The sequence below is a fragment of the Enterobacter sp. WCHEn045836 genome, from assembly GCF_003965585.1.
In the GTDB taxonomy this organism is placed as follows: Bacteria; Pseudomonadota; Gammaproteobacteria; order Enterobacterales; family Enterobacteriaceae; genus Enterobacter; species Enterobacter dissolvens.
The window spans coordinates 99210-124056 of record NZ_RXPT01000008.1; the positions used below are offsets into that span (position 1 = coordinate 99210).

The 24847-nt window shown below is 52.8% G+C and carries 24 protein-coding genes; 19 read left to right on the forward strand and 5 right to left on the reverse strand.

Features of this window, described 5'->3' with window-relative positions; all coding sequences use genetic code 11:
- Positions 1 to 213: 213 nt before the first annotated feature.
- From amyA to fliD, 4 genes are read right to left on the reverse strand one after another with little or no spacing between them, the layout of a single operon-like run.
- Entirely contained in the window at positions 214 to 1701 is a 1488-nt protein-coding gene (amyA, locus tag EKN38_RS12280; RefSeq protein WP_126522103.1) for an alpha-amylase, read from the reverse strand.
- A 52-nt stretch (positions 1702 to 1753) separates the two neighbouring features.
- Positions 1754 to 2128: a flagella biosynthesis regulatory protein FliT gene (gene fliT, locus EKN38_RS12285; protein ID WP_014832471.1), complete on the reverse strand. Its 375-nt coding sequence runs from the start codon at positions 2126 to 2128 to the stop codon at positions 1754 to 1756.
- Positions 2128 to 2538, reverse strand: coding sequence for a flagellar export chaperone FliS (gene fliS / locus EKN38_RS12290; RefSeq protein WP_014832470.1), 411 nt, complete (start codon positions 2536 to 2538; stop codon positions 2128 to 2130). Before fliS ends, fliT begins: the two co-directional genes overlap by 1 nt.
- 15 nt (positions 2539 to 2553) lie before the next feature.
- Positions 2554 to 4005, reverse strand: a complete 1452-nt coding sequence (fliD, locus tag EKN38_RS12295; RefSeq protein ID WP_014832469.1) for a flagellar filament capping protein FliD — start codon at positions 4003 to 4005, stop codon at positions 2554 to 2556.
- A 380-nt stretch (positions 4006 to 4385) separates the two neighbouring features.
- Between fliD and EKN38_RS12300 the strand changes: the two genes are divergently transcribed.
- The 16 genes from EKN38_RS12300 to sdiA all read left to right on the forward strand — a co-directional run bounded on the left by EKN38_RS12300 (position 4386) and on the right by sdiA (position 20982).
- Entirely contained in the window at positions 4386 to 5222 is an 837-nt protein-coding gene (locus tag EKN38_RS12300) for a flagellin (protein ID WP_014832468.1), read from the forward strand.
- A 164-nt stretch (positions 5223 to 5386) separates the two neighbouring features.
- Positions 5387 to 6805, forward strand: a complete 1419-nt coding sequence (locus EKN38_RS12305) for a hypothetical protein (RefSeq protein WP_014832467.1) — start codon at positions 5387 to 5389, stop codon at positions 6803 to 6805.
- A gap of 27 nt (positions 6806 to 6832) precedes the next feature.
- Entirely contained in the window at positions 6833 to 10168 is a 3336-nt protein-coding gene (locus tag EKN38_RS12310; RefSeq protein WP_014832466.1) for a bifunctional class I SAM-dependent methyltransferase/glycosyltransferase, read from the forward strand.
- Between the two features lie 3 nt (positions 10169 to 10171).
- Positions 10172 to 11326 (forward strand): DegT/DnrJ/EryC1/StrS family aminotransferase, encoded by a 1155-nt coding sequence (locus tag EKN38_RS12315; protein WP_014832465.1) that lies wholly within the window; start codon positions 10172 to 10174, stop codon positions 11324 to 11326.
- Positions 11327 to 11338: 12 nt separating this feature from the next.
- Positions 11339 to 12037, forward strand: a complete 699-nt coding sequence (locus EKN38_RS12320; protein WP_014832464.1) for a WbqC family protein — start codon at positions 11339 to 11341, stop codon at positions 12035 to 12037.
- A gap of 1 nt (position 12038) precedes the next feature.
- Positions 12039 to 13001, forward strand: a complete 963-nt coding sequence (locus EKN38_RS12325; RefSeq protein ID WP_014832463.1) for a glycosylase — start codon at positions 12039 to 12041, stop codon at positions 12999 to 13001.
- Positions 12995 to 13960, forward strand: coding sequence for a hypothetical protein (locus EKN38_RS12330; protein ID WP_014832462.1), 966 nt, complete (start codon positions 12995 to 12997; stop codon positions 13958 to 13960). Before EKN38_RS12325 ends, EKN38_RS12330 begins: the two co-directional genes overlap by 7 nt.
- Positions 13957 to 14409, forward strand: a complete 453-nt coding sequence (locus EKN38_RS12335; RefSeq protein ID WP_014832461.1) for a GNAT family N-acetyltransferase — start codon at positions 13957 to 13959, stop codon at positions 14407 to 14409. Before EKN38_RS12330 ends, EKN38_RS12335 begins: the two co-directional genes overlap by 4 nt.
- A complete protein-coding gene (locus EKN38_RS12340) occupies positions 14406 to 15143 on the forward strand; it encodes a class I SAM-dependent methyltransferase (RefSeq protein ID WP_046887999.1) in 738 nt (245 codons plus the stop codon). Before EKN38_RS12335 ends, EKN38_RS12340 begins: the two co-directional genes overlap by 4 nt.
- A gap of 149 nt (positions 15144 to 15292) precedes the next feature.
- Positions 15293 to 16012, forward strand: a complete 720-nt coding sequence (locus EKN38_RS12345; RefSeq protein WP_013096018.1) for an RNA polymerase sigma factor FliA — start codon at positions 15293 to 15295, stop codon at positions 16010 to 16012.
- A 54-nt stretch (positions 16013 to 16066) separates the two neighbouring features.
- On the forward strand, positions 16067 to 16618 hold the full coding sequence (gene fliZ, locus EKN38_RS12350) for a flagella biosynthesis regulatory protein FliZ (protein ID WP_014832458.1): 552 nt from the start codon (positions 16067 to 16069) through the stop codon (positions 16616 to 16618).
- 86 nt (positions 16619 to 16704) lie between these two features.
- Positions 16705 to 17505 (forward strand): cystine ABC transporter substrate-binding protein, encoded by an 801-nt coding sequence (gene tcyJ / locus EKN38_RS12355; protein ID WP_014832457.1) that lies wholly within the window; start codon positions 16705 to 16707, stop codon positions 17503 to 17505.
- A 107-nt stretch (positions 17506 to 17612) separates the two neighbouring features.
- Positions 17613 to 18599 carry a D-cysteine desulfhydrase gene (dcyD, locus tag EKN38_RS12360; RefSeq protein ID WP_014832456.1) on the forward strand — a complete coding sequence of 329 codons (987 nt, stop codon included), beginning with the start codon at positions 17613 to 17615 and terminating at the stop codon, positions 18597 to 18599.
- A 21-nt stretch (positions 18600 to 18620) separates the two neighbouring features.
- Entirely contained in the window at positions 18621 to 19289 is a 669-nt protein-coding gene (gene tcyL / locus EKN38_RS12365) for a cystine ABC transporter permease (protein WP_013096022.1), read from the forward strand.
- On the forward strand, positions 19286 to 20038 hold the full coding sequence (gene tcyN / locus EKN38_RS12370) for an L-cystine ABC transporter ATP-binding protein TcyN (RefSeq protein ID WP_014832455.1): 753 nt from the start codon (positions 19286 to 19288) through the stop codon (positions 20036 to 20038). Before tcyL ends, tcyN begins: the two co-directional genes overlap by 4 nt.
- A gap of 221 nt (positions 20039 to 20259) precedes the next feature.
- On the forward strand, positions 20260 to 20982 hold the full coding sequence (gene sdiA / locus EKN38_RS12375; protein WP_014832454.1) for a transcriptional regulator SdiA: 723 nt from the start codon (positions 20260 to 20262) through the stop codon (positions 20980 to 20982).
- Positions 20983 to 21047: 65 nt separating this feature from the next.
- Here sdiA and EKN38_RS12380 read toward each other — a convergent pair whose 3' ends face one another.
- Complete coding sequence (locus EKN38_RS12380) at positions 21048 to 21272, reverse strand: DUF2594 family protein (RefSeq protein ID WP_014832453.1); 225 nt, start codon at positions 21270 to 21272, stop codon at positions 21048 to 21050.
- A gap of 467 nt (positions 21273 to 21739) precedes the next feature.
- On the opposite strand from EKN38_RS12380, the gene uvrY reads away from it, so the two are divergent.
- Genes uvrY through pgsA form a run of 3 tightly spaced genes read left to right on the forward strand, consistent with a single transcriptional unit; the run spans position 21740 to position 24830 of the window.
- Positions 21740 to 22396, forward strand: a complete 657-nt coding sequence (uvrY, locus tag EKN38_RS12385; RefSeq protein ID WP_013096026.1) for a UvrY/SirA/GacA family response regulator transcription factor — start codon at positions 21740 to 21742, stop codon at positions 22394 to 22396.
- A complete protein-coding gene (gene uvrC / locus EKN38_RS12390; RefSeq protein WP_013096027.1) occupies positions 22393 to 24225 on the forward strand; it encodes an excinuclease ABC subunit UvrC in 1833 nt (610 codons plus the stop codon). The genes uvrY and uvrC overlap by 4 nt, the downstream gene beginning before the upstream one ends.
- 56 nt (positions 24226 to 24281) lie before the next feature.
- A complete protein-coding gene (gene pgsA / locus EKN38_RS12395; RefSeq protein WP_014832452.1) occupies positions 24282 to 24830 on the forward strand; it encodes a CDP-diacylglycerol--glycerol-3-phosphate 3-phosphatidyltransferase in 549 nt (182 codons plus the stop codon).
- Positions 24831 to 24847 lie beyond the last annotated feature (17 nt).

Here is a 24847-nt window from a genome sequence, read left to right on the forward strand (position 1 = left end):
CATCCCTGTAAACCCGCCCTCTCGGCGCATCCATGCGCCTCGCCCCGGCCTGCAGGAAACGCCTCAGCGATTTACAGCCGGACCAGGGCGTTGCTGTAAGTCATTTATTTTCCTGAAACAACATTCGTCGCTTTTGGTAAAAAAATTACTGGGGAACCCTCAGCCCTGTGGGAGAGGGCCGGGGTGAGGGCATCAGGCCGCACTCGTCAAATACTACAACGCATCCTCAATCACCCACACACTCACGCTTCCACCTTTGCAGGTAAAAGTCCCTTCGCCATCCGCCGCGGTGGTGACCGTTTCTTCACGATTGCCAAGAAAATCACGCCAGGTTTTGTTGCCGTAGTTTTCCCCAAGGCAGATCACCTTCTCGCCATCATCCCCATTGGACATCACCACCACACAGCCGGGATCCTCATCGGTGCCACTGCGGCTGAACGCGATACAGTTAGGGTGGTCAAAAAACAGCGTCTGCACGCCGTGGGCAAAGCGCTGACGGGCGAGGATCAGCTCATGAAGCTGCTCAATCACCGGCATATCAATGTGGTAGGTTTCACCGTCTCCCCCGGTATCGTCATAGCTGGCGCCGAAGAGGTCGGGATAAAACACGCTCGGCACGCCATTTTCCCGCAGCAGGATCAGGGCGTAGGCCAGCGGTTTAAACCAGGCTTCCACCGGCGCTTCAAGCGCCTGCAACGGCTGGGTATCATGGTTGGCAACCAGCGTCACCGCGTGGAACGGATCGGCCTCCACCAGCGTGCCGGTGAAAATCTGGCTCATGTCGTAGTCCCGTCCCTGGCGCGAGGCCTCGTGGAATTTCATCTGCAGGGGGGCATCAAACAGCATTGTTTTACCCTCGACCTGATTAATATAGGCCTGCAGTTTATCCACCTCGTGCGACCAGTATTCCGCGACGATAAACAGCGGCTGCGTCGCCACTTCCTGGACGTGTTCAATCCACTCCTTATAGAACCAGGCGGGGATGTGTTTGACCGCATCCAGGCGGAATCCGTCGCAGCCGGTTTGTTCCATGACCCAGCGCGCCCAGTACTTGATCTCCTCCGTCACGGCATGGTTACGAAAATCGATATTTTCGCCCATCAGATAGTCGAAATTACCCATTTCATCATCAACCTGATCGTTCCAGCCTTCGCCGGTGTAATCATTGACGATTTTGAAGATGCCATCCTCATTGGGGTTTTCGATGTGGTCGATGCCGCTGAAGCATTTGTAATCCCAGACAAACTGCGAATACTGGCCGGCGCGGACAGGGAAGGTGTAGCGGGTCCAGGCTTCGCACTCGATGATCTCATCATCGATTTGCGTGCGGTCCTGTTCGTTCACGCGCTGAACGCGAACCTGCTCTTTCTCATCGGCGCCCATTTTGTGGTTGACCACCACATCCAGCAGCACCGCGATGTCATTGCTCTTGAGCGCATCAATGGCTTCCAGCAGTTGGGCTTTATCACCGTATTTGGTGGCCACGCTCCCTTTCTGGTCAAACTCGCCGAGATCGAACAGGTCGTATGAATCATACCCGACCGAATACCCGCCGGATGCGCCTTTATAGGCCGGGGGCAGCCAGATCATATTGATGCCGATTTCGTTAAGATTGGGGGCTAATGCCGCGACCTCTCGCCACAATTCACCGCCTGCAGGGTAATACCAGTGAAAACATTGTAACAGGGTGGGGTTTTTCATCGTCCGTGCTCCAGAAGCCGTTTGGCTGACTTCTGGAGTATGGATGAAGAAATCATAATTGTGTGTCGCGGGTCAAACTTTCTGGATAAAGAATATTCCCTGACAGCTTTCCATAGGTTGATGTGATGGATTGCTGTTTACCGGTTTGATCAATGAGGCTGCGCAGTTCGTCCATGCGTGCGGCAAGCAACATTTTTAACTCGGTCTCGTTTTGCAGAACCTTCTCGAGTAAAAAACGTGCCTGCTCAATCTGCGATGGATGTGCCTCGGATATAGGGTTTTTGGAGATGTTCTCTACCAGCTGAACATAAGAAATCTCCAGCGTAATGAGCTCGTCCCAGAGACCGGAACGAGCATGTTTTAGCATGGTAAGGCTGAGGTTATAGAGGGCCTGCCAGTTATCAAGAGCGGACGCTGGATTATTCATCAATAGATATCCTGAGAAGAAGGACCATTGGGACCAATTTGTTTCCACGCATCCGCAATGTTATTGAGCAGCGCTTCGACCTCTACAATCGCCTCCACGTCGTTACGCAGATTGGCATGCAACAAACGTCTGACCATGTACTCGTACAGCGCGGCAAGGTTGCCCGGTAATTCACTGTCGATGTCCATATTCAGACCGGCTTTTAAACCATTATCGATAATATTGATTGCCTTCGATAAGGCTTCACCCTTTTCGGTGATTTTACCTTCGTCCAGGAAAAGCCGGGCGCGGACAAGGGCACTCAGTGCCCCGTCAAACAGCATTACGACAAGTTGATGCGGACTGGCACTTAGCACCGCGCTTTCCAGCCCGACCTGCTGATAAGCTCGGGCGCCATTTTGTGCATACATATACGTTCCTTACGACTAAGAACTAAATTGCTGTTTCAGGTAGGTGGCCGTGTTATTCAGTTTACTCATCATGGTATCAAGACTGTTGAACTGGGATTTATAACGGGCCATCGTGGCTTCGATGCTCGCTTCCATTGCGTCGTAGCGCTTATCCAGGGTTTTCAACGTGCTGTTGATACCGTCAGTGGCGCTTTTGATGATCCCTTCTTTACCGGTGGTCGTACTCAGCATGGTGGTCAGGGTTGCGCCCATCTGCGTGGCCAGACCGGTTGTTTTGCCATCGCCAACAAAGTAGGCCTGTACCGCTTCCGGGCTGTCGGTCAGTGCTTTTGTCAGTTTTGCATCGTCGATTTTCAGGTTACCCATTGAGCCGTCAGCACCCACGGTAGGATCCTGGGTAATACCGAGCTGGGCCATGATCGCGTAAGAGCCAGACTGGACGACGGTCAACATATCGCGCAGCTGTGACTGCACAGAACGCACGGTGTTGTCACCCAGCAGTGCACCGTTGCTGGCAGACTGATCGGCACCGGCTTCCACCTTCACATATTTGGTGATGCTGGCGATGGTCGACTGCAGGGAGTTGTAGGCGGTGACCCAATCCGTCACGGCTTTTTTGGTGGCATCGGTAGAGCGGGTGACATCTAAATTTTCGCTCTTGGTGCTTTCTGCCTTCAGCGTGAGGGTCACGCCCGGCAGCGCGTCATTAATCGTGTTTGTAGAACGTTCAATGTCGATGTCGTTGATGGTGACCACGGCGTTCTGAGACGCGGTTTGTTGCTTCATCGCGCCGGTATTCGTCGCTGAATCGTAGCTGATAATGCCTTTTAACGTGTCGTCACCGGTCACTGTCACCGTCATGTCATTGGCCGTGCCGGTGGTTTTAGAGGACAGCATCAGCGTGTACTCGTTGTCCTTCGACTTCACTACCGTCGCCGTGACGTTGCCGTTAGCCTTGTTAATCGCGCTGGCAATGCCGTTCAGGCTGGTGTCGCCGTCAGCAAGATCAACCGTCAGCGGTTTGGTGGTGCCTGGCTGGCTGATGGTGATGGTGCGCGTCGTGCCGGTGGTCGCCCCCAGCTGTGCGGTGGCACTGGTCTGGACGGCGGAGGTTAATACCTGGGCTTTCGCCAGCGATTTAACCTGCACGCTATAGGAACCTACCGCTGCACCGGCCGTGGTCGTGGCGCTGAAGGCGGTGTTGGTCGAGCCAATAGACGCCGCGTTCCAGGTATCCGTTTTGCCCAGGGCTGCAGTGGCGGTATTCAGTGACGTCATTGCACTTTGCAACTTACTGAACGCGCTCAGCTGGGCATTATAGGAGGTCTGCTGATTGGTGATGGTGTTCAGCTTGGTTTTTTCAGCCGTTTCGAGATTGTTATACAGTGTTGCCAGATCCAGACCCGAACCTACGCCCAGACTCGTAATTGTCGCGCCTGAAGAGAGAGTGATTGAGCTACTCGCCATTTTTTTATTTCCTTTAGCCAATGGTAGTTTCAGGTAGTTATCGGCGACTTATGCAGATAGTTTACGTTTCAGGTAAAAAAATTATCGACTGAATAGCGCTCAACCTTACGGCCATATAGCACTATTGGCGCGTGAGAGGCATATATAAAAGAAAAACGCGTGAACAATAAAATGCGAAAACATTTCCTCAAAAATAGGGTTTCTGATGCCGTTCTGGGTAGAGTTTAATAACTATAAATTTATTAAAATCATTGGGTTAATAATTTTTTGACGAAATTTCTAAAGTCTTATTCAGACCCGTCGATAACTTTCATGACGGTGAGAGACGCCGTGAGTGTTAAGGCACCGACCCTAGAAACCATTTTTGAAGGAATTAAATTATGGCAGTTATCAATACTAACCTGTTGTCCCTGACCACTCAGAACAACCTGAACAAATCTCAGTCTTCTCTGGGCACTGCTATCGAGCGTCTGTCCTCTGGTCTGCGTATCAACAGCGCGAAAGATGACGCTGCTGGCCAGGCGATTGCTAACCGCATGACCTCCCAGGTTAAAGGTATGACCCAGGCGGCGCGTAACGCCAACGACGGTATCTCCCTGGTTCAGACTGCTGAAGGTAACCTGAACGAAATCAACACCAACTTACAGCGTATTCGTGAGCTGTCTGTTCAGGCTGCTACCGACACTAACGGTTCTTCTGACCTGACTTCCATCAACACTGAAATCACCCAGCGTCTGGCTGAAATCGACCGTATCGCGGGCGCAGCTAACTTCAACGGTAAGAAACTGCTGGACGGTTCCGTATCTACCGCGCTGAAAATTCAGGTTGGTGCAGGTACTTCTTCTAACGACACCATCTCCATCGACAGCAACGCGCTGATCAACGCCACCTCTGGTACCCTGAGCGCTGGCCTGAGCACTGCAATCTCCGATAACGCCTCTGCACAGGCTGTTATCTCTGCTGCTGACGCTGCAATCGCGAAAATCGATACCGCGCGTTCTAACATGGGTGCGATTCAGAACCGTTTCGAATCTACCATCAACAACCTGAACAACTCTATCAACAACCTGTCTGCTGCTCAGTCCCGTATCCAGGACGCTGACTACGCTACTGAAGTTTCCAACATGTCTCGCGCGCAGATCCTGCAGCAGGCTGGTACTTCTGTACTGTCTCAGGCAAACCAGGTTCCACAGGCAATGCTGTCTCTGCTGCGTTAATCGCCGCGCCTGTTTCACAAAAGGTTGCTGGAAACAGCAACCTTTTTTTTTGCCCGTCAGACAATCTCCGAAATAAGCCATTATTCCCGGGGGTGTTCCTTCCATTATCCCGAATATTCCCTTGTACGATGGGTAAGAATCGCAATCTTACTAAGAGAATCGGGATGAACAAGTTCGAGCGTACACGATCGCTGCATCAGTTTTACCGCGACGAATTTTCACGGTTAATTTTCCTGCCGGAAACGGATGCATTGCCTGCGCATATCGTTACCGAAATCCTGCATTATAAAAATTCCGATATTGCCACGCTCGAACCCCAGATCATGGAAGCCATGACCGATCTGGATGCAGACAAAGAGCTCGCCGTTAAGCGCATGCTGTGCGCGATTGCTGCCGCAAACGCCGCGTTTGATTTTAAAAATCAGGGTAAGCCCACGCCATTTTCAAAAGAGATGAGCGACACCATTACCGGCTGGGTGGTAGAGGCGCTTCAGCACGACGACAGCATTAATCTTCTGGTGGCGGGTATTCAGGTCTTCTTCCGTATTAACGAAATTGAAGCCGCACTCTTCCTGATTTCTAATTACTACGCGGTGGTGAACCCATCCCCAACCGTGATGAAAATATTGTTGTTAGTGTGTCTGATGGAAGATGATTTTAATCAGATGCAGACGCTTATCCAGCAGCTGACCGCCAATCCTGAACATATTGGTGAAGACGCGTTAACGATGCTGATGATCGTCACGGGGATTCATAAGCTGGGTGGCTGTCCTGAATCGTTCATCGATTTTTCCGCCCTGAAAATGCCTGACTATGAGCCTGATTTTTCGCACTACGCGTGGCTTCTTCCTGCCGAAGAAAACGGAAAAACCACGGTTCTGGTGGCGTGCGACAAACGCTATTACTTCGATCATGCCCTCACGCTGTTAGGGTCTGTCTACCACACCAATGGCGATCGGCTTAACGTTCACCTGCATCTTTATAACCCGGATGATGAGACAAAGGCGCACGTTAATTCGCTGCACCAGCGTTTTCCGGGCATGGTGATATCCGCGACGGCCGAAACCATTACGCCTGTTTTTGGTATCAACGTCTGGTACGCCTCAAGACGTTTTGTTTTCCTCAGCTATGCGCTGAGCGTATTCACGTCCCCGATCATGGTGCTTGATGCGGACTGTCTGGTGCGTAAGAACTGGTCAGATATTGCGCCACATCTTCCGAAGAGCGAGATCGTCCTCTCTTACAGCAACGGCGCGCCGCCGTGGGAGCAGGTTCCCGCGGGCTTTGTCTATACGGTCCCGGGCGCGCTTTCGCGGAAATACCTTTCGCTTGTCGCCACCTTTATTGACTGGAATTTACGCCGCGGTAATGCGGAGTGGTTCCTTGATCAGGTCGCACTCTCGGTTTCTCTGGATGCACTACCGGCGGTTGAACAGATGGCCATTCATCGCGAGCCGCTGGAGAAACTGATCGACATTCGCTACACCGACGACACGTTCAGCTGGACAGTGACCACGCAAAAATCAGGCGGCGAAGCGTATCAGAACTACAAAGCTGCGATGCAACAAACCTATTTTGCCTAACCACTGAACTCATGGAACTTTCTCTGTATGTTGTATCCAGATAATCGATTCACGCTATCGGGCCTGCAGGCGGCCGCTGCTCTGTATCAGTTTCCTGCCGGGGCGCCTGAGCGCGCGCGCGTCCTGGATTTAGGCTGCGGGCAGGGGGATGTGTTGTTATCCGCTGCGCTGGCCTGGCCTGATTGTGTCGGGATAGGGATTGAGAGTAACGAAGAGGCTGTTTCAGCGGGGCAGAGGCAGGCGCAGCGTCTGGGTATCGCCAATATCGAACTGGTTGCGGCAGGTCTTCACGATGTGCTGAACGTGTCGCCGGGAGAATTCGATTACATTCTTATTCGCGGGGACTTTATTCCTGCAGGTATGCCAGAGCGTGACGCGCTGTTGCAGTGGTGTCGCCGCCATCTGTCGGCGCACGGCATGATTGCCATCCACCAGACCTTTAGTCCGCCTGAGTCCGCGGCGCAGTATGTCCAGGATGCGCTGGCCTTCCACGCACGTCTTGCGGGCCGGTCAGAAGAGAAGGTGGCATTTGCTCGCGGTATGCTCAGCTATCTGGCACTGACCCAGCCGGAAGGCGAGATTAAACAACATGTGCTCGCGATGGAGCGCGTTGACGACGCCACCCTTATTGAGATCCTGGCAGGCGCCACGCATACCTGTGCACAGTTCATTCACTTCAACGATAGCCTTTCATCCTGCGGGTTACGCTACGTGGGAGATGCGCTGCCGCAGTACGAAACGGGTGAGAGCTTTAGCGAGCAAATCCATCAGCTGCACGCTCTGGTCTCATCCGGCCAGGCGTCGATTGCCGCGCAGCAATATCTCGATTTTGCCGTCAACCGTCGCGAGCGCGTCAGTCTGCTTTCCCGTGATGATGCCCTTGACGCGGCGGCGCTGGATTTTACCCGCTTAAACGCGCTGCACTGGGCCGGTGATTTCAGACGTTACCGCAACGATCGGGGTGAAGTCGTTAATGCGCATACCAACGCGGAAGGGAAGTTTTTCTCAACGCTAAATACCACGACCCTGCAGATTCTCGATCTGCTTGGCGGCGCATGGCCGCTGAGCCTGTCGTTTGAACAACTGGTGTTCAACACCCGTCTTCCTGAAAAGGAGGAGGATGTCGCTCAGCAGGTGCTTGAGTCACTGAAAGATCTGTTTCTCAATCAAATTCCGGGGCTGTACTGGGCCGGTTCAGCGGGGCCATACAATGTTCAACCGGAACGTGAGTTGGCCTTCATTGCCCCCCTTCAGGCCGGCGATGACGCTGACGTCACGCTTAATCTGTGGGGCGCGCGCGTCACCCTCAGTCAGGAAGAGCGAGAATTTGCGGTGGCAGGCATGGATGTCAATCAGGCCAGAAGCAGCGCGCTTTTTTCTGCGCTAAAAGCGAAAGGCCTGTTGAAAGGCTCCCCTGAAGCATGGCGCAGAGCACAGCAGCATTATTTACGCCCGGGCGATGTCGACTATCTCAAACGCAGCATCGATACGCTGTTGCTGCTTAATGTCGGATCGCAGCAGGGCGGTTTACTTGCTGACGGGCAGATAATGGCAGGGGAGAAGGATGAACAGGATCCCGCCATCGATCTCATTTACAAAAACGTAAACGCCCTGATTGCCGCGGGGCTGGCAAAAGATGCGCGCGATTACATCCGGGGACAGATTGAAAACGATCCCCATAATCTGCATATGCTTCGCTGCTATTCCCGCGCCAGCCTGCTGATGGGCGACTGGGATGAGGCCTTATCGGCACTCAGTCAACTGATGAGCCGCTACTCTGCTGGACAGGATATCTGGTTCGACCTGGCCACCGTGCTGCAGAAAAAAGGTGAGTTGCATTATTCAGCCCGTATTCTCCAGGCGCTGCTGCGATTGAATAAAAACAACGCGTCATTCTGGAATACGCTGGCGGTGGTCTATCACTCGCGCCGCAACATGGCCATGGCTGAACGCTGTGCCAGGGAGTCTTTGCGCTATAACGCCACGAACCCGCTGCATCTCGCAATGATGGGCATCATTCTGAGTGATAATCAGAAACTAACGGAAGCACGCTATTTCCTCGAAAAATCGCTTGAGTTTGCGCCGGGCGATTTTGACTGCTTCACCAGCCTGCTGTTTGTTCTGACCCACGATTTTTCCATCTCGCCGGAGGTGCTCTTTGAGCGCCATCTTGCCTATGGCGAGCTGGTAAGCGCTTGGGCGAAAAAATTCGGCCTGGCGCTGCCGTGGCAGGGCAGCAAGGATCCTGAACGGCCGCTGCGCGTCGGCTTTGTCTCCGGCGATTTCCGCAACCATCCCGTCAGCCGCTTCCTGCGGCCATTCTGGGATGGCATGGACCGGAAACAGTTTTCCCTCTACGGCTATAGCACGCTCGATAAAGATGACGCCGTCACGGAGCACTTCCGTAGCACCTCGACGAAGTGGTTATCCGTTACCGATCTCAATAACGTTGAGCTGGCAAAACAGATCCACAGTGACGGGATCGATATTCTGTTTGACCTCTCGGGCCATACCACCGGGACGCGACTTCCTGCGTTCGCCTTTAAGCCTGCGCCGGTGCAAATCACCTGGCTGGGCTACCCGGGCACGACCGGGATGACGCAGATGGATTACCGCATCATCAGTACCGGGTTTGTCAGAAATGCGGCGATAGACGCGCAGTTCACGGAGAAGCTGATTGCGATCCCACTCGATAACTTCTTCGAGCCGGATGCGTCCAGCCCTGCCGTTAATGCGCTGCCAGCCCTGAAGAACGGCTGGTTTACCTACGGTAGCTTTAACCGTCCTAAAAAATTGAACGATCGGGTGTTCGCGCTGTGGGCGCGCATTCTGCAGCATAACGCCACGTCACGGCTGCTGATTGGTTTTATGGATGATGACGCGATGATCGCGCGCTACCGCAAAAAGCTGAATGCACTGGGCGTGCCGGATGAACAGCTGATCTTCCGTAAAACCACGGGAATGGAGGCCTATCTCCATATGCATCATGAAGTGGACATGCTGCTTGACTCCTTCCCGTACAACGGCGGCACCACCACCAGCCATGGCATCTGGATGGGCGTCCCAACGCTGACTCTGGCTGGGGCAACGTATCCCGCACGCCAGGGGCTGGAGATTATGCATATCTACGGGCTGGATGAATTTGTTGCAGACAGTCAGCAGGACTATTTCGACAAAGCCGTGCGCTGGCAAACCCAACTGGAAACCCTCGATGCCCTGCGCCAGAACATGCGGAGCACGATCCCGCCTCAGGGGCAGAGCAATGTGGCGATTCCTTTCCAGCAGGCCCTTCGTGAGGCCTGGCGAAAATGGTGTGCTGATGAAGCACCTCACAGTTTCCGGGTAACAGGTACTGAGGATTAACTTATGAAAAATGTCTACGTTACCAGTCCACTTCTTCCGCCACTTGAGGAGTTCATCCCTTACCTGGAGACCTTGTGGGAAAGTAAAATTTTGACCAACAGCGGGCAATTCCATCAGCAACTGGAAGAGGCGCTGGCGGCCTATCTTGGCGTAAAGCATGTCTGCCTGTTCTCCAACGGCACGCTCGCACTGCTGACGGCGCTCCAGACATTACGTATTACCGGCGAAGTGATCACCACGCCGTACTCCTTTGTCGCCACCTCTCACAGCCTGCTGTGGAATGATTTGACGCCGGTGTTTGCCGATATTGACCCTGTCACCTTTAATATCGATCCGGACCGCATTGAAGAACTGATTACGCCTAAAACGACGGCCATCATGCCGGTCCACTGCTACGGTATTCCGTGCGATATGGAACGCATCCAGAAGATTGCCGATACCTATGGGCTGAAAGTGATTTACGATGCGGCCCACTGTTTCGGCGTCAAACAGGATAACGCCAGCATTCTCAATTATGGCGATCTCTCCGTACTGAGCTTCCACGCCACCAAGGTTTTTAACACCTTCGAAGGGGGCGCCATTATTTGCCACGACGCCAAAACCAAACAGCGGATCGATTATCTGAAAAACTTTGGTTTTGCTGATGAAACCATCGTTATGGCGCCGGGTATTAACGCCAAGATGAATGAAGTACAGGCGGCCATGGGGCTGCTGCAGTTAAAGTATATCGACAGTGCACTGCAGGAGCGCGCGGTGATTTATCAGCGTTACGTTGAGCTGCTCGATGCCGCGCTTCCGGCGCTGGAGTACATTAAACCGGCCAGCAATATTGAATGGAATTACTCCTATTTCCCGGTACTTATTCGCGCAGATTCGGCGGTCAGCCGGGATGCGATTTATGCGGAATTACGCAAGCATAATATCTATGCCCGGCGTTATTTCTACCCGCTTATCAGCGCCTTCCCGATGTATCGCCACTTCCCGACGGCGAATGCACAACATCTCCCGGTTGCCGATGAAATTTCTCATGCGGTGCTTTGCCTGCCGATCTATCCCGGACTGCCGGTGGCCGATCAGCGTCGCATTATAGAGATTATTCAGGGCTTGTTTGTCGATGCCGCTCGCGCGGCAGAGCCTGCGCTGGTGGTCAATGGATAGGAAAGGAAATCGATGAAGCTGGCGATTATGCAACCCTATTTTTTCCCGTACTGCGGCTATTTTCAGCTTATGGCGGCCGTTGATGCTTTCGTGGTGTATGACAACATCAAGTACACGAAAAAAGGGTGGATTAACCGTAACCGTATCCAGGTTCGCGGTACGGAGTCGTTAATCTCACTGCCGCTAAAAAAGGACTCGGACTTTCTGGATATCAGGGAGCGGCAGCTTTCGGCAGCGTTTGACCGCAACAAGCTGTGCAATCAGATTGTCGGCGCGTATCGCCACGCACCGTCATTTTCTGCGGTAATGCCGGTGGTTGAGGAGATTATTCAGAACCCGGACGATAACTTGTTTAATTATCTGTGGCAGGGCCTGACCAGGCTACGGGATTATTTCGGCTTCTCCTGCGAGCTGATTGTCTCGTCTGCGTTACCGGCGAATCACGCATTAAAGTCTCAGGATCGCGTCATCGATATTTGTCAGGTGATGAACGCCCGTACGTATATTAATCCCCCGGGGGGCATGGCGCTCTATTCCCGGCAGGATTTTGTCGATCGTGGGCTTGCGCTGCAATTTATCCAGCCGCAGCCGTGGCACTACCCGCATTCTGACGCGGCGTTTATTCCCTGGCTGTCGATTATTGACGTCATGATGTTTAACCCTCGCGATGAGGTGGTTCGTCGCCTCCAGTATGGTTATGAGTTAATTTAATATGTTTACATGGAAAAAATTGGGTAAGGTCTTTACCCCGCAGGAGGTGACTCATCGCCCCTGGCTTAAAGAGTTTGCGCAGGCTCCGGCGACGCTGATCTTTGATGATTTCGTGCGTGTCTATTTCTCCTGCCGCCCACCTGCCGATGAGCAGGGAAAATATGTCAGCTACTCCGCCTGGGTGGATTTGGCACGTGACGATCTCTTCCACGTGTTGCGCGTCGCCCGCGAACCGATCCTCCCGTTGGGGGGATACGGAGAGTTCGACGAATTTGGAACCTATCCCGTCTCCGTGATGCGCGATAACGATGTGGTAAAAGCCTGGTATGCGGGCTGGACCCGTTGCGAATCGGTGCCGTTCAACGTGGCGATTGGCATGGCAGTAAGCCATGACCAGGGGGAGACCTTCGTTAAAGCGGGCCCGGGGCCGGCAATCGGTTACTCTCAGGATGAGCCGTTTGTGATGAGTGGGCCAAAAATTCGCAGGTTCAATAACCAGTGGCAGCTTTTTTATATCGCGGGTCGCAAATGGAAGCAGGTGGATGGCCGTGCAGAGCCGGTCTACAAGATCCGCATGGCGACGTCTGACGATGGCATCAACTGGACAAAACTGAATAAAGATCTGATCCCCAGCCGTATCGAAGAGGACGAGGCGCAGGCCAGTCCGGATGTCTTTTACGCCAACGGCAAATACCATATGTTTTTTTGCTACCGCTACAGCGCCCATTATCGCGGGAAACAGAACGGTTACCGGATCGGCTACGCGTGGAGTCTGGATATGATCACGTGGCATCGGGATGACAGCAAAGCCGGCATTGATGTGTCTGCTTCCGGATGGGATGCCGAGATGATCAGCTACCCACACGTATTCGAACTGGATGGCACTGTTTATATGGCTTATCTGGGGGATCAGGTGGGGCGCTATGGCTTTGGACTGGCACAACTTGAGGGCAAATTATGCTAACCCTGAACTGGCGTAAGCACGGGCTTATCTATTCGCCGTCACAGTTTCCTCCTCTGGCAAATGGGGTGGGGTTTGCCCAGTCTCCGCAAGCGCTGGTATTTGATGACTTTGTCCGCATCTACTTCTCCACCCGCGAGCGCGAGGAGCTCTCAGCAAAGTTCATCAGCCGCGTCTGCTATGTGGATATGGATAAATCGCTGCGGGAGGTGCTGCGCATCAGTCCCGAGCCGGTGCTTGCTCCTGCTGAACTGGGCACATTCGACGAGCACGGTATTTTCCCCTGCAACGTTCTGCGTCACGACGGCAAAATCATGGCCTGGACAACCGGGTGGAACCGTCGCGTTTCGGTCTCGGTTGATACGGCCATTGGTCTTGCGGTAAGTACGGACAATGGCGAACACTTCACCCGCATCGGTACCGGGCCGGTGATGGGCCCCTCATTGCACGAGCCGCACTTAGTGGGTGATGCCTTTGTTATCCATACCCGTGAACGTTTCCATATGTGGTACATCTTTGGCACGGGCTGGAAAAAGCGCACGCCGGATTCGGTGCCGGATCGCATCTATAAAATTGCCCATGCGGAATCAGACGATGGCATCCACTGGCAGCGTGACAGCCAGCAAATCATTCCTTCGGTGCTGGGGGAAGACGAATGTCAGGCGCTGCCGACGGTGATTGAAATCAATGGCCGGTATCATATGGTCTTTTGCTTCCGGGAGTGTTTCGATTTCCGCACAGGGCAGGGGCGCGGTTATCGTCTGGGCTATGCCTGGTCTGATGATTTACACCACTGGCATCGTGATGATAGCCAGATGGCGTCGCTCGCGTCCGTGGATGACTGGGACAGCGAAATGCAGTGCTATCCCCATCTTTTCCGCTGCGATGAAAAAGTCTATTTGCTTTATAACGGTAATGCGTTTGGCAAAGCAGGGTTTGGCCTGGCGGAACTGGTGTTATGAATTGCTGGACGTTTTGCCAGAACCGCGCCTCACCGGAGGAGATCGTCGAACACTTTAATCAGTGTGACCCGCTATTTGTCGCGTCTATTACCGAAATAATCGCGTTGCAGGACTATGCCAAAAAAATAGCGGAGCGGGCATGGCGAACCGAAGCCTGGCATAACACCACGCTCACCGGACTGGTTGCAGCCTATTACGATGCCCAGCGTCAGCAGGGATTTATTACGAATGTTTCCGTTTTGCCTGACGCTCAGCATTGCGGTGTGGGTAGTCAGCTATTAATTCAAAGCATTGAACATTTACAGTCCCTGGGTGTGACTGAAATTAATCTTGAAGTCGATAAGAATAACGTGTCGGCGCAACGTTTATATCTAAAGCATGGATTTATCTTCGGACGATCAAACGCTTCAAAGATAACCATGACTTTGCAGAGTGAGATAACAACATGACCCTTCGTGATTACAATCTGGAAATCAAAGACACTGCCGATCATCAGTATGCCTATAACTTTGATTTTGATGTGATGCACCCTTTTATGATCCGTGCGTTCACACCGTTCTTTAAGCCAGGTAATTTACTTGAGCTGGGTAGTTTTAAAGGTGATTTTACCGCACGCCTGGCTGAAAAATTCAACGCCATCACCTGCGTGGAAGCTTCCGAAGAGGCGATGACCATCGCCCGTGAGCGCCTGGGAAAAAACGTCTCGTTTGTCCATTCCCGCTTTGAGGATGTTCAGCTTCCTGCGCGTTATGACAATATTGTTCTCACCCATGTGCTGGAGCATATTGACGATCCCGTTAACCTCTTAAAACGCATTAATGATGAATGGCTAACGGATGATGGACACTTTTTTCTGGTCTGTCCTAATGCGCATGCCGCGTCCCGACAGATTGCCGTTAAAATGGGATTAATTTCGCATAATAGTGCGGTGACGGAGGCTGAGTATCAGCATGGCCATCGTTGTACTTATTCTCTGGATACGCTTGAGAGAGATGCCCGTCTTGCGGGACTCAACGTTGTGTATCGCACGGGTATTTTTTTCAAGGCGCTCGCTAATTTCCAGTGGGACAAACTTTTACAGACAGATATCATTTCGAAGGAATATCTTGAGGGCTGCTACGAGTTAGGCCATCAATACCCTGATTTATGTTCCAGCATATTCTTGCTGTGTAAAAAAGGCTGACGTTATTCTTACTGCAGGATGCATGTTATCCCGACATGCATCGGTAACCCCCCAAATAACCCCTTATTTTACCCACTATTCACCCAATTGAACGCCCTGCAGAATCGGATAATCATGCCGATAACTCAACTAACGCAGGGCTGTTTATCGTGAATTCACTCTATACCGCTGAAGGTGTAATGGATAAACACTCGCTGTGGCAGCGTTATGTCCCGCTGGTGCGTCACGAAGCATTGCGCCTCCAGGTGCGTTTGCCGGCGAGTGTGGAACTGGACGATCTGCTACAGGCGGGCGGTATCGGGTTATTGAATGCAGTTGACCGATACGACGCTCTGCAAGGAACGGCATTTACCACTTACGCAGTTCAGCGTATTCGTGGCGCGATGCTGGACGAGCTGCGCAGCCGGGACTGGGTGCCGCGCAGTGTTCGCCGCAACGCACGCGAAGTGGCGCATGCGATGGGGCAGCTGGAACAGGAACTGGGACGCAACGCGACGGAAACGGAAGTGGCGGAACGGCTTGGAATTCCTGTTGAAGAGTATCGTCAGATGTTGCTCGATACCAATAATAGCCAACTCTTCTCTTATGACGAGTGGCGCGAAGAGCATGGCGATAGCATCGAGCTGGTGACGGATGAGCACCAGCAAGAAAACCCGTTACACCATTTAATGGAAGGTAATTTACGCCAGCGCGTCATGGAAGCCATTGAAGCTTTACCGGAGCGCGAACAACTGGTGTTGACCCTCTATTATCAGGAAGAGCTCAATCTCAAAGAGATTGGTGCTGTTCTGGAAGTGGGGGAGTCGCGGGTGAGCCAGCTGCACAGCCAGGCCATTAAACGCTTACGAACCAAACTGGGTAAGTTATAGGTGATTGATTCACCTGAAAAATGCCGCACAACGTATTGACAACCAGGAGTTATCATGACGGTGCAGCAATCTAAAAGACGGCCTTTAAGCCGCTACCTGAAAGACTTTAAACACAGCCAGACGCATTGCGCCCACTGTAACAAGTTACTCGATCGTATCACGCTGGTTCGTCGTGGCGAAATCGTCAATAAAATTGCGATTTCTCGTCTCGACACGTTGATGGACGAAGCCGCGTGGCGCGAAGAGCAGAAAGAGTGGGTGGCGCTTTGCCGTTTCTGTGGCGATCTCCACTGCAAAGAGCAAAGCGACTTCTTCGATATTATCGGGTTCAAACAGTTCCTGTTTGAACAAACGGAGATGAGCCACGGTACCGTGCGCGAATACGTGGTTCGCCTGCGTCGCCTGGGGCAGCATCTGACCGTGAACAATATTTCTCGCGATCTGCTCAAGACCGGTTATCTGGATGAAAACCTGGAGCCGTGGCTGCCTGCAACCAGCACCAACAACTACCGTATTGCGCTGCGCAAGTACGCACAATATAAGGTACAAATGCCCGGTGCGGTAAAGCAGAAAGCCCACGCCGGGACAACTTCTGATATATATTAAAAAAGAATAAGATGTAGCGCAGTCGCCTTTGACCTTGCAGGCGATTTCTCTACACTACTCAAAAATTCCACTATATCGGGGTACTTATGAAATTAGCACTTCTGGGTCGTCAGGCACTGATGGGCGTCATGGCCGTTGCGCTGGTCGCAGGCATGAGCGTGAAAACGTTCGCCGCAGAGAACCTGCTTAATAAAGTGAAAGAGCGCGGTACGCTGCTGGTCGGGCTGGAAGGAACCTATCCTCCGTTCAGCTTCCAGGGCGATGACGGTAAATTGACCGGTTTCGAAGTGGAATTTGCGGAAGAACTGGCGAAACACCTTGGCGTGAAAGCGTCCCTGAAACCGACCAAATGGGACGGTATGCTGGCGTCGCTGGACTCCAAACGTATTGATGTGGTGATTAACCAGGTGACCATTTCTGACGAGCGTAAGAAGAAGTACGACTTCTCCACGCCGTACACCGTGTCCGGTATCCAGGCGCTGGTGAAGAAAGGTAACGAAGGCTCAATCAAAACTGCCGCGGACCTGAAAGGTAAGAAAGTCGGTGTCGGTCTGGGCACCAACTACGAAGAGTGGCTGCGCCAGAACGTTCAGGGTGTGGATATCCGCACTTATGATGATGACCCGACAAAATACCAGGATCTCCGCGTTGGCCGTATCGATGCCATCCTGGTTGACCGTCTGGCGGCGCTGGATCTGGTGAAGAAAACCAACAACACCCTGGCAGTCGCCGGTGATGCGTTCTCTCGTCAGGAGTCCGGTATTGCTATCCGTAAAGGTAACGAAGACCTGGTCAAGGCGATCGACGCCGCGATTGCTGATATGCAAAAAGACGGCAGCCTGAAAGCCCTTTCTGAGAAGTGGTTTGGGGCAGACGTCACCAAATAAGTCTGTGACGTTAAAAAAAGGCGCTTTTAAAAGCGCCTTTTTTATTTCTTACGCGTCTGCGTGCATAATGAAAAATATCACATTTTGTCTGAGTTACCGGAGAACCCATGTCACTACAGAATTTAACGCGTTTTCCCCGCCTGGAATTTATCGGCGCGCCGACGCCGCTGGAGTATCTGCCGCGATTTTCTGACTATTTAGGGCGCGATATTTTTATTAAACGCGATGACGTGACGCCCATGGCAATGGGGGGCAATAAGCTGCGCAAACTGGAGTTTCTGGCGGCTGACGCACTGCGCGAAGGGGCTGATACCCTCATCACCGCAGGCGCGATTCAGTCCAACCACGTTCGTCAGACGGCGGCGGTGGCGGCAAAACTCGGGCTGCACTGTGTGGCATTGCTGGAAAACCCAATCGGTACGCGGGCAGAAAACTACCTGACCAACGGAAACCGTCTGCTGTTGGATCTGTTTAATGTCCAGGTTGAAATGGTCGACGCGTTAACCGACCCGACCGCACAACTCGATGAGCTGGCCACACGTCTGGAAGCACAGGGTTTCCGTCCCTATGTCATTCCAGTGGGCGGGTCGAATGCGCTGGGTGCGCTGGGGTATGTGGAAAGCGCGCTGGAAATTGCTCAGCAGTGTGAGGGGGCGGTAAGTCTCTCCTCAGTGGTGGTTGCTTCCGGCAGTGCGGGGACGCACGCGGGGCTGGCCGTCGGTCTGGAGCAACTGCTGCCGGAGGTGGAGCTGATTGGTGTAACGGTATCGCGCAGCGTTGCAGATCAGAAACCCAAAGTGGTGAGCTTGCAGCAGGCGGTGGCCGGGCAGCTGGAGCTGAAGGCAAAGGCCGATATTCTGCTCTGGGACGACTATTTTGCGCCGGGTTACGGCACGCCGAACGAAGAGGGGATGGAAGCGGTTAAACTGCTGGCGCGCCTCGAGGGGATATTGCTTGATCCGGTCTATACGGGCAAAGCGATGGCCGGGCTTATTGATGGCATTGCGCAGAAACGCTTTAAGGATGAAGGGCCGATTTTATTTGTGCACACCGGCGGGGCGCCCGCGCTGTTTGCCTATCATCCTCATGTCTAAAAATCAGGTCGAAAAATAATAATGCAAGAAAGTATTCAACTGGTTATCGATTCGCTGCCGTTCCTGCTGAAAGGCGCGGTGTTTACATTACAGCTCAGTATTGGTGGCATGTTCTTCGGCCTGGTACTCGGGTTTGTGCTGGCGTTAATGCGTATGTCTCCCGTCTGGCCGGTGCGCTGGCTGGCTCGCTTTTATATCTCGGTGTTTCGCGGTACCCCGCTTATCGCGCAGCTCTTTATGATCTACTACGGCTTACCGCAGTTCGGGATTGAGCTGGACCCGATCCCGGCTGCAATGATTGGCCTGTCGCTCAATACGGCAGCGTATACCTCGGAAACCCTGCGCGCGGCTATTTCGTCGATTGATAAAGGGCAGTGGGAAGCCGCGGCCAGTATCGGTATGACACCGTGGCAGACTTTGCGCCGGGCCATTCTGCCGCAGGCGGCGCGGGTGGCGCTGCCGCCACTCAGCAACAGCTTTATCAGCCTGGTGAAAGACACCTCGCTGGCGGCGACGATTCAGGTGCCGGAGCTGTTCCGTCAGGCGCAGCTTATCACCTCGCGCACGCTTGAAGTGTTTACCATGTACCTCGCGGCCTCGCTGATCTACTGGGTGATGGCGACGGTGTTGTCTGCCCTGCAAAACTACTTTGAAAACCAGCTTAACCGCCAGGAGCGTGATCCAAAATGAGTGCTATCGACGTTAAAAACCTGGTGAAGAAATTCCACGGGCAAACGGTGCTCCACGGAATCGATCTGGAGGTTGAAAAGGGTGAAGTGGTGGCGATTATCGGCCCGAGCGGCTCAGGGAAAACCACGCTGCTGCGCAGCATTAACCTGCTTGAACAGCCGGAGGGCGGCACTATCCGGGTCGGGGAGATCACCATTGATACCGGTAAATCCATCAGCCAGCAAAAAGGTCTGATCCGCCAGTTGCGCCAGCACGTAGGGTTTGTTTTCCAGAACTTCAATCTGTTCCCGCACCGGACGGTGCTGGAGAATATTATTGAAGGACCGGTGATCGTCAAAGGTGAACCGAAAGAGGAGGCCACGGCGCGCGCACGTGAGTTGCTTGCAAAAGTCGGGCTCGCCGGGAAAGAGACCAGCTATCCGCGTCGTTTGTCGGGGGGACAACAGCAGCGTGTGGCGATAGCCCGCGCGCTGGCGATGCGCCCGGATGTTATCCTCTTTGACGAGCCCACCTCGGCGCTCGATCCTGAACTGGTGGGCGAGGTACTGAACACCATTCGTCAGCTGGCACAGGAAAAACGCACCATGGTGATTGTGACCCATGAAATGAGCTTTGCCCGCGACGTGGCAGACCGGGCCATTTTTATGGATCAGGGGCGGATTGTGGAGCAGGGACCGGCAGAAAGTTTATTTGCCAACCCTCAGCAGCCGCGAACCCGTCAATTCCTTGAAAAATTCCTTATGCAGTAGCATTTTTGCGCGCATTTGCTCCAGATTTGTCCTCTGGAGCAAATTATTCTCTCGCGGCGTCGTCTCTCATGTTTTTTTATTCCGCTTAGTTCAGATAAACCTTATCAAAACTAAAGTTAATTGTGTTATTGCCGATATTTTGTGGTTAGAAATAAGTTTTATGTGTTAGGTTATATTCACCTTAATAATGAATATCATTTCAGAGGCTTCATTTAGTAAGTATGAAGGATTCAGACTTTTTCACCTGGCGACGGGAATGCTTCCTCCGGTTTCAGGCGCTGTCCTGTGTCAGTGAGGTATATCAGGAACTACAGCGACAAACTCAGGCGCTCGAATTTGATTATTACGCACTCTGTGTGCGCCATCCTGTGCCATTTACGCGGCCAAAGATATCTGTTCACGCTACGTATCCACAACGGTGGATGGCGCATTATCAGTCAGAGAATTATTTCGCCATTGATCCGGTACTGAAACCGGAGAATTTCATTCAGGGCCATTTACCCTGGACGGATGAATTATTCGCGGATGCCCAGGCATTATGGAATGGCGCACGTGACCACGGCTTGCGTAAGGGAATAACCCAGTGTCTGATGCTGCCAAATCACGCGCTCGGTTTCCTCTCCGTTTCTCGTACTAGCATACTGGAGGGTGGAATAGGGAGCGAAGAAATAGAGTTGCGGTTGCAAATGCTGCTGCAAATGGCGTTAACCACCCTGTTGCGTTTCGAAGATGAGATGGTGATGCCACCTGAAATGAAATTCAGCAAACGTGAGCGTGAAATTCTGAAATGGACCGCGGAAGGGAAGACGTCGGCGGAAATAGCGATCATTCTCTCTATCTCGGAGAATACCGTTAACTTCCATCAGAAGAATATGCAGAAGAAATTCAATGCGCCAAACAAGACGCAGATTGCATGTTATGCGGCGGCGACAGGGTTAATCTGAGCGGATAGAACGTTCTGCGTGCCAGACGAGATAACGGCTGAATGCAATGCATCCAGCCGTTTGTTTTACTGGCGGTAAGCTTGTTTGATTTGCTTAACGGTATTGGCAAATACCGCTGACTCAGCCTGGTCTTCCATCTGCGCGATTTGCTTTTCCATTTTAATGATCACACGTCCGGCGTCAGCCTGGCCCATTGCCTGTAACATCAGCGTCAGCAGCGCTTTCAGACAGTTGACTTCCTGGGCCAGTTCCTGGTTATTCTCCGCAGTTGCAAATTCAGGTGTGCTCATTTATTTTCCTCGTTATAAAACAGCGCTCGCGCGCGATGATGCAAGTCAAGGCGGCGGAGTATACCACAAGCTGATCCAAAAAATGCAGCGGTTGTTTTTCATACTTTTACGCAGGTTGTTTATTTGCATAAACACCGCCTGCCAGTAAACTGCTCATCGGTCGAACATTATTAATTGTTTATGGACGGTTCGCTTGTCGTTAATTATTGTTACAAAAATTTGAGAACTGTTTTTTTACCCGTGAGGGGGGGCCGCTTTTTGTAACTTTTTGAATACAGATGCTTAAAAAAAGCCGTACAAGCGCTTGCTGAGCGGGCTTTGTTTCCAGCGGCTGTACAGGCTAATTTCCAAAAACGAGAGCGAAATCGAATAGCCGGTTTTTTAACGTTTTAATCTTGTGAGGAAAAACGGTAATATAAACCTCATTATCACTCAGTAGCGTTATCCCTATTCTGGAGACATTCCCTTTGATCAACGTCCTTCTTGTTGATGACCACGAACTGGTGCGCGCAGGGATACGACGCATTCTTGAAGATATAAAAGGTATTAAAGTTGCCGGTGAAGCCTGCTGCGGCGAAGATGCGGTAAAATGGTGCCGCACCAATTCAGCCGATGTGGTGTTGATGGATATGAACATGCCCGGTATCGGTGGACTTGAAGCAACACGCAAAATCGCGCGTACCTTTGTTGACACTAAAGTCATCATGCTGACCGTGCATACCGAAAACCCGCTTCCTGCGAAGGTGATGCAGGCGGGCGCGGCGGGTTACCTCAGTAAAGGTGCCGCGCCGCAGGAAGTGGTGAACGCGATTCGCTCCGTCTTTGCCGGCCAACGTTATATTGCTTCCGACATTGCGCAACAAATGGCGCTGAGCCAGATTGAGCCGGAGAAAACCGAATCTCCGTTTGCCAGTTTGTCTGAGCGTGAATTGCAGATTATGCTGATGATCACCAAAGGCCAGAAGGTGAATGAGATTTCGGAGCAACTGAATCTCAGCCCGAAAACGGTGAACAGCTATCGTTATCGGATGTTCAGTAAACTGAACATCCACGGTGATGTTGAACTGACTCATCTTGCCATCCGTCATGGTCTGTGTAATGCGGAGACGTTATTAAGTCAGTGAGTGATGTATTTGATTCAAAAGCATTTCTGAAAACCGTGACCAGCCAGCCTGGCGTTTATCGCATGTATGACGCTGGCGGTACGGTTATCTACGTGGGGAAGGCGAAAGATCTCAAGAAACGCCTCTCCAGCTATTTTCGCAGCAACCTTGCCTCCCGTAAGACTGAAGCGCTGGTCGCGCTCATCCAGAATATTGATGTCACCGTCACCCATACGGAGACTGAAGCACTCCTGCTCGAGCACAACTATATTAAGCTCTATCAGCCGCGCTATAACGTGCTGTTGCGGGATGATAAATCCTACCCGTTTATTTTTCTGAGCGGCGATACCCATCCCCGGCTCGCGATGCACCGTGGTGCGAAACATGCGAAGGGTGAATACTTCGGGCCGTTTCCTAACGGCTATGCCGTGCGTGAGACGCTGGCGCTGCTGCAAAAAATCTTTCCTGTTCGTCAGTGCGAAAACAGTGTCTACCGTAACCGCTCGCGCCCGTGCCTGCAGTACCAGATTGGCCGCTGCCTGGGGCCCTGCGTCGCCGGGCTGGTGAGTGAAGAGGAGTATGCGCAGCAGGTTGAGTACGTGCGCCTGTTTTTAGCCGGTAAAGACGATCAGGTGCTGACCCAGCTGATTGCCCGTATGGAGAAGGCCAGCGCCGCACTGGAATTTGAAGAGGCTGCGCGGATACGCGACCAAATCCAGGCGGTGCGCCGGGTGACGGAGAAACAGTTTGTTTCGAACACCGGTGACGATCTCGACGTGATTGGTGTTGCCTTTGATGCCGGTCTGGCCTGCGTGCATGTGCTGTTTATCCGTCAGGGAAAAGTGCTCGGCAGCCGCAGCTATTTCCCGAAAGTGCCAGGCGGTACGGAGCTGGGTGAAGTGGTTGAAACCTTTGTCGGCCAGTTTTATCTGCAGGGGAGCCAGATGCGCACGCTGCCCTCGGAGATCCTGCTTGATTTTAATCTTGCCGATAAAACCCTGCTGGCGGATTCCTTATCCGAACTGGCGGGACGCCGGGTGAATGTCCAGACCAAACCGCGCGGCGACCGTGCGCGTTATCTGAAGCTGGCGCGTACCAATGCCGCGACAGCGCTGAGCACAAAACTTTCCCAGCAGTCGACGGTCAGCCAGCGTTTAACGGCGCTGGCGACGCTCCTGAAGTTGCCGGAAGTGAAACGCATGGAGTGTTTCGACATCAGCCATACCATGGGGGAGCAGACCGTTGCTTCCTGTGTGGTGTTCGATGCGAACGGTCCGCTGCGTGCTGAGTATCGTCGCTACAACATCACCGGCATCACCCCGGGGGATGACTATGCGGCAATGAATCAGGTGCTGCGCCGTCGCTATGGTAAAGCCATTGAAGAGAGCAAGATCCCGGATGTGATCCTGATTGACGGTGGGAAAGGGCAGCTTGGCCAGGCGAAGGCGGTCTTTGAATCCCTTGATGTCAGCTGGGATAAAAACCATCCCTTACTGTTAGGGGTGGCAAAAGGGGCCGATCGTAAAGCCGGGCTGGAGACGCTGTTCTTCGAGCCGGAAGGTGAGGGCTTTAGCCTGCCGCCAGATTCCCCGGCGCTGCATGTTATTCAACATATTCGCGATGAGTCACACGATCACGCCATCAGCGGCCACCGCAAAAAACGGGCGAAGGTGAAAAATACCAGTACCCTGGAGACCATTGAAGGCGTTGGGCCAAAACGTCGCCAGATGCTGCTGAAGTATATGGGCGGATTGCAAGGACTACTCAACGCCAGCATGGAAGAAATTGCAAAAGTGCCGGGTATTTCGCAAGGGCTGGCAGAAAAGATCTACTACTCGTTGAAACATTGAGGGCTCTGTAGCAACATAGAGCTAAATTTTACTGACAACAAATAGTTACCGTCATTATGCAATATAACATCCCTACGTTGCTCACTCTCTTTCGCGTCGTGCTTATCCCGTTCTTTGTACTCGCGTTTTATTTGCCGGTTCTCTGGGCACCGTTCGCCTGTGCGCTGATTTTCCTGGTTGCCGCGGTCACCGACTGGTTTGATGGCTATCTGGCGCGCCGCTGGAACCAAAGCACCCGTTTTGGTGCTTTCCTCGATCCGGTGGCCGATAAAGTGATGGTGGCTATTGCCATGGTGCTGGTGGCTGAACATTACCACACCTGGTGGGTGACTCTGCCAGCCGCCACCATGATCGGACGTGAGATCATCATCTCTGCACTGCGTGAATGGATGGCTGAGCTGGGTAAACGCAGCAGCGTGGCGGTATCCTGGATCGGGAAAGTGAAAACCACCGCGCAGATGGCGGCGCTGGTCTGGATGCTGTGGCGTCCGAACGCCTGGGTAGAGTGGGCGGGAATCGGCCTGCTGTGGGTTGCCGCGGTGCTGACACTGTGGTCAATGCTGCAGTATTTGAACGCGGCACGCGGAGATTTGCTTGAACAGTGATCGTTTCGCCGTAATTT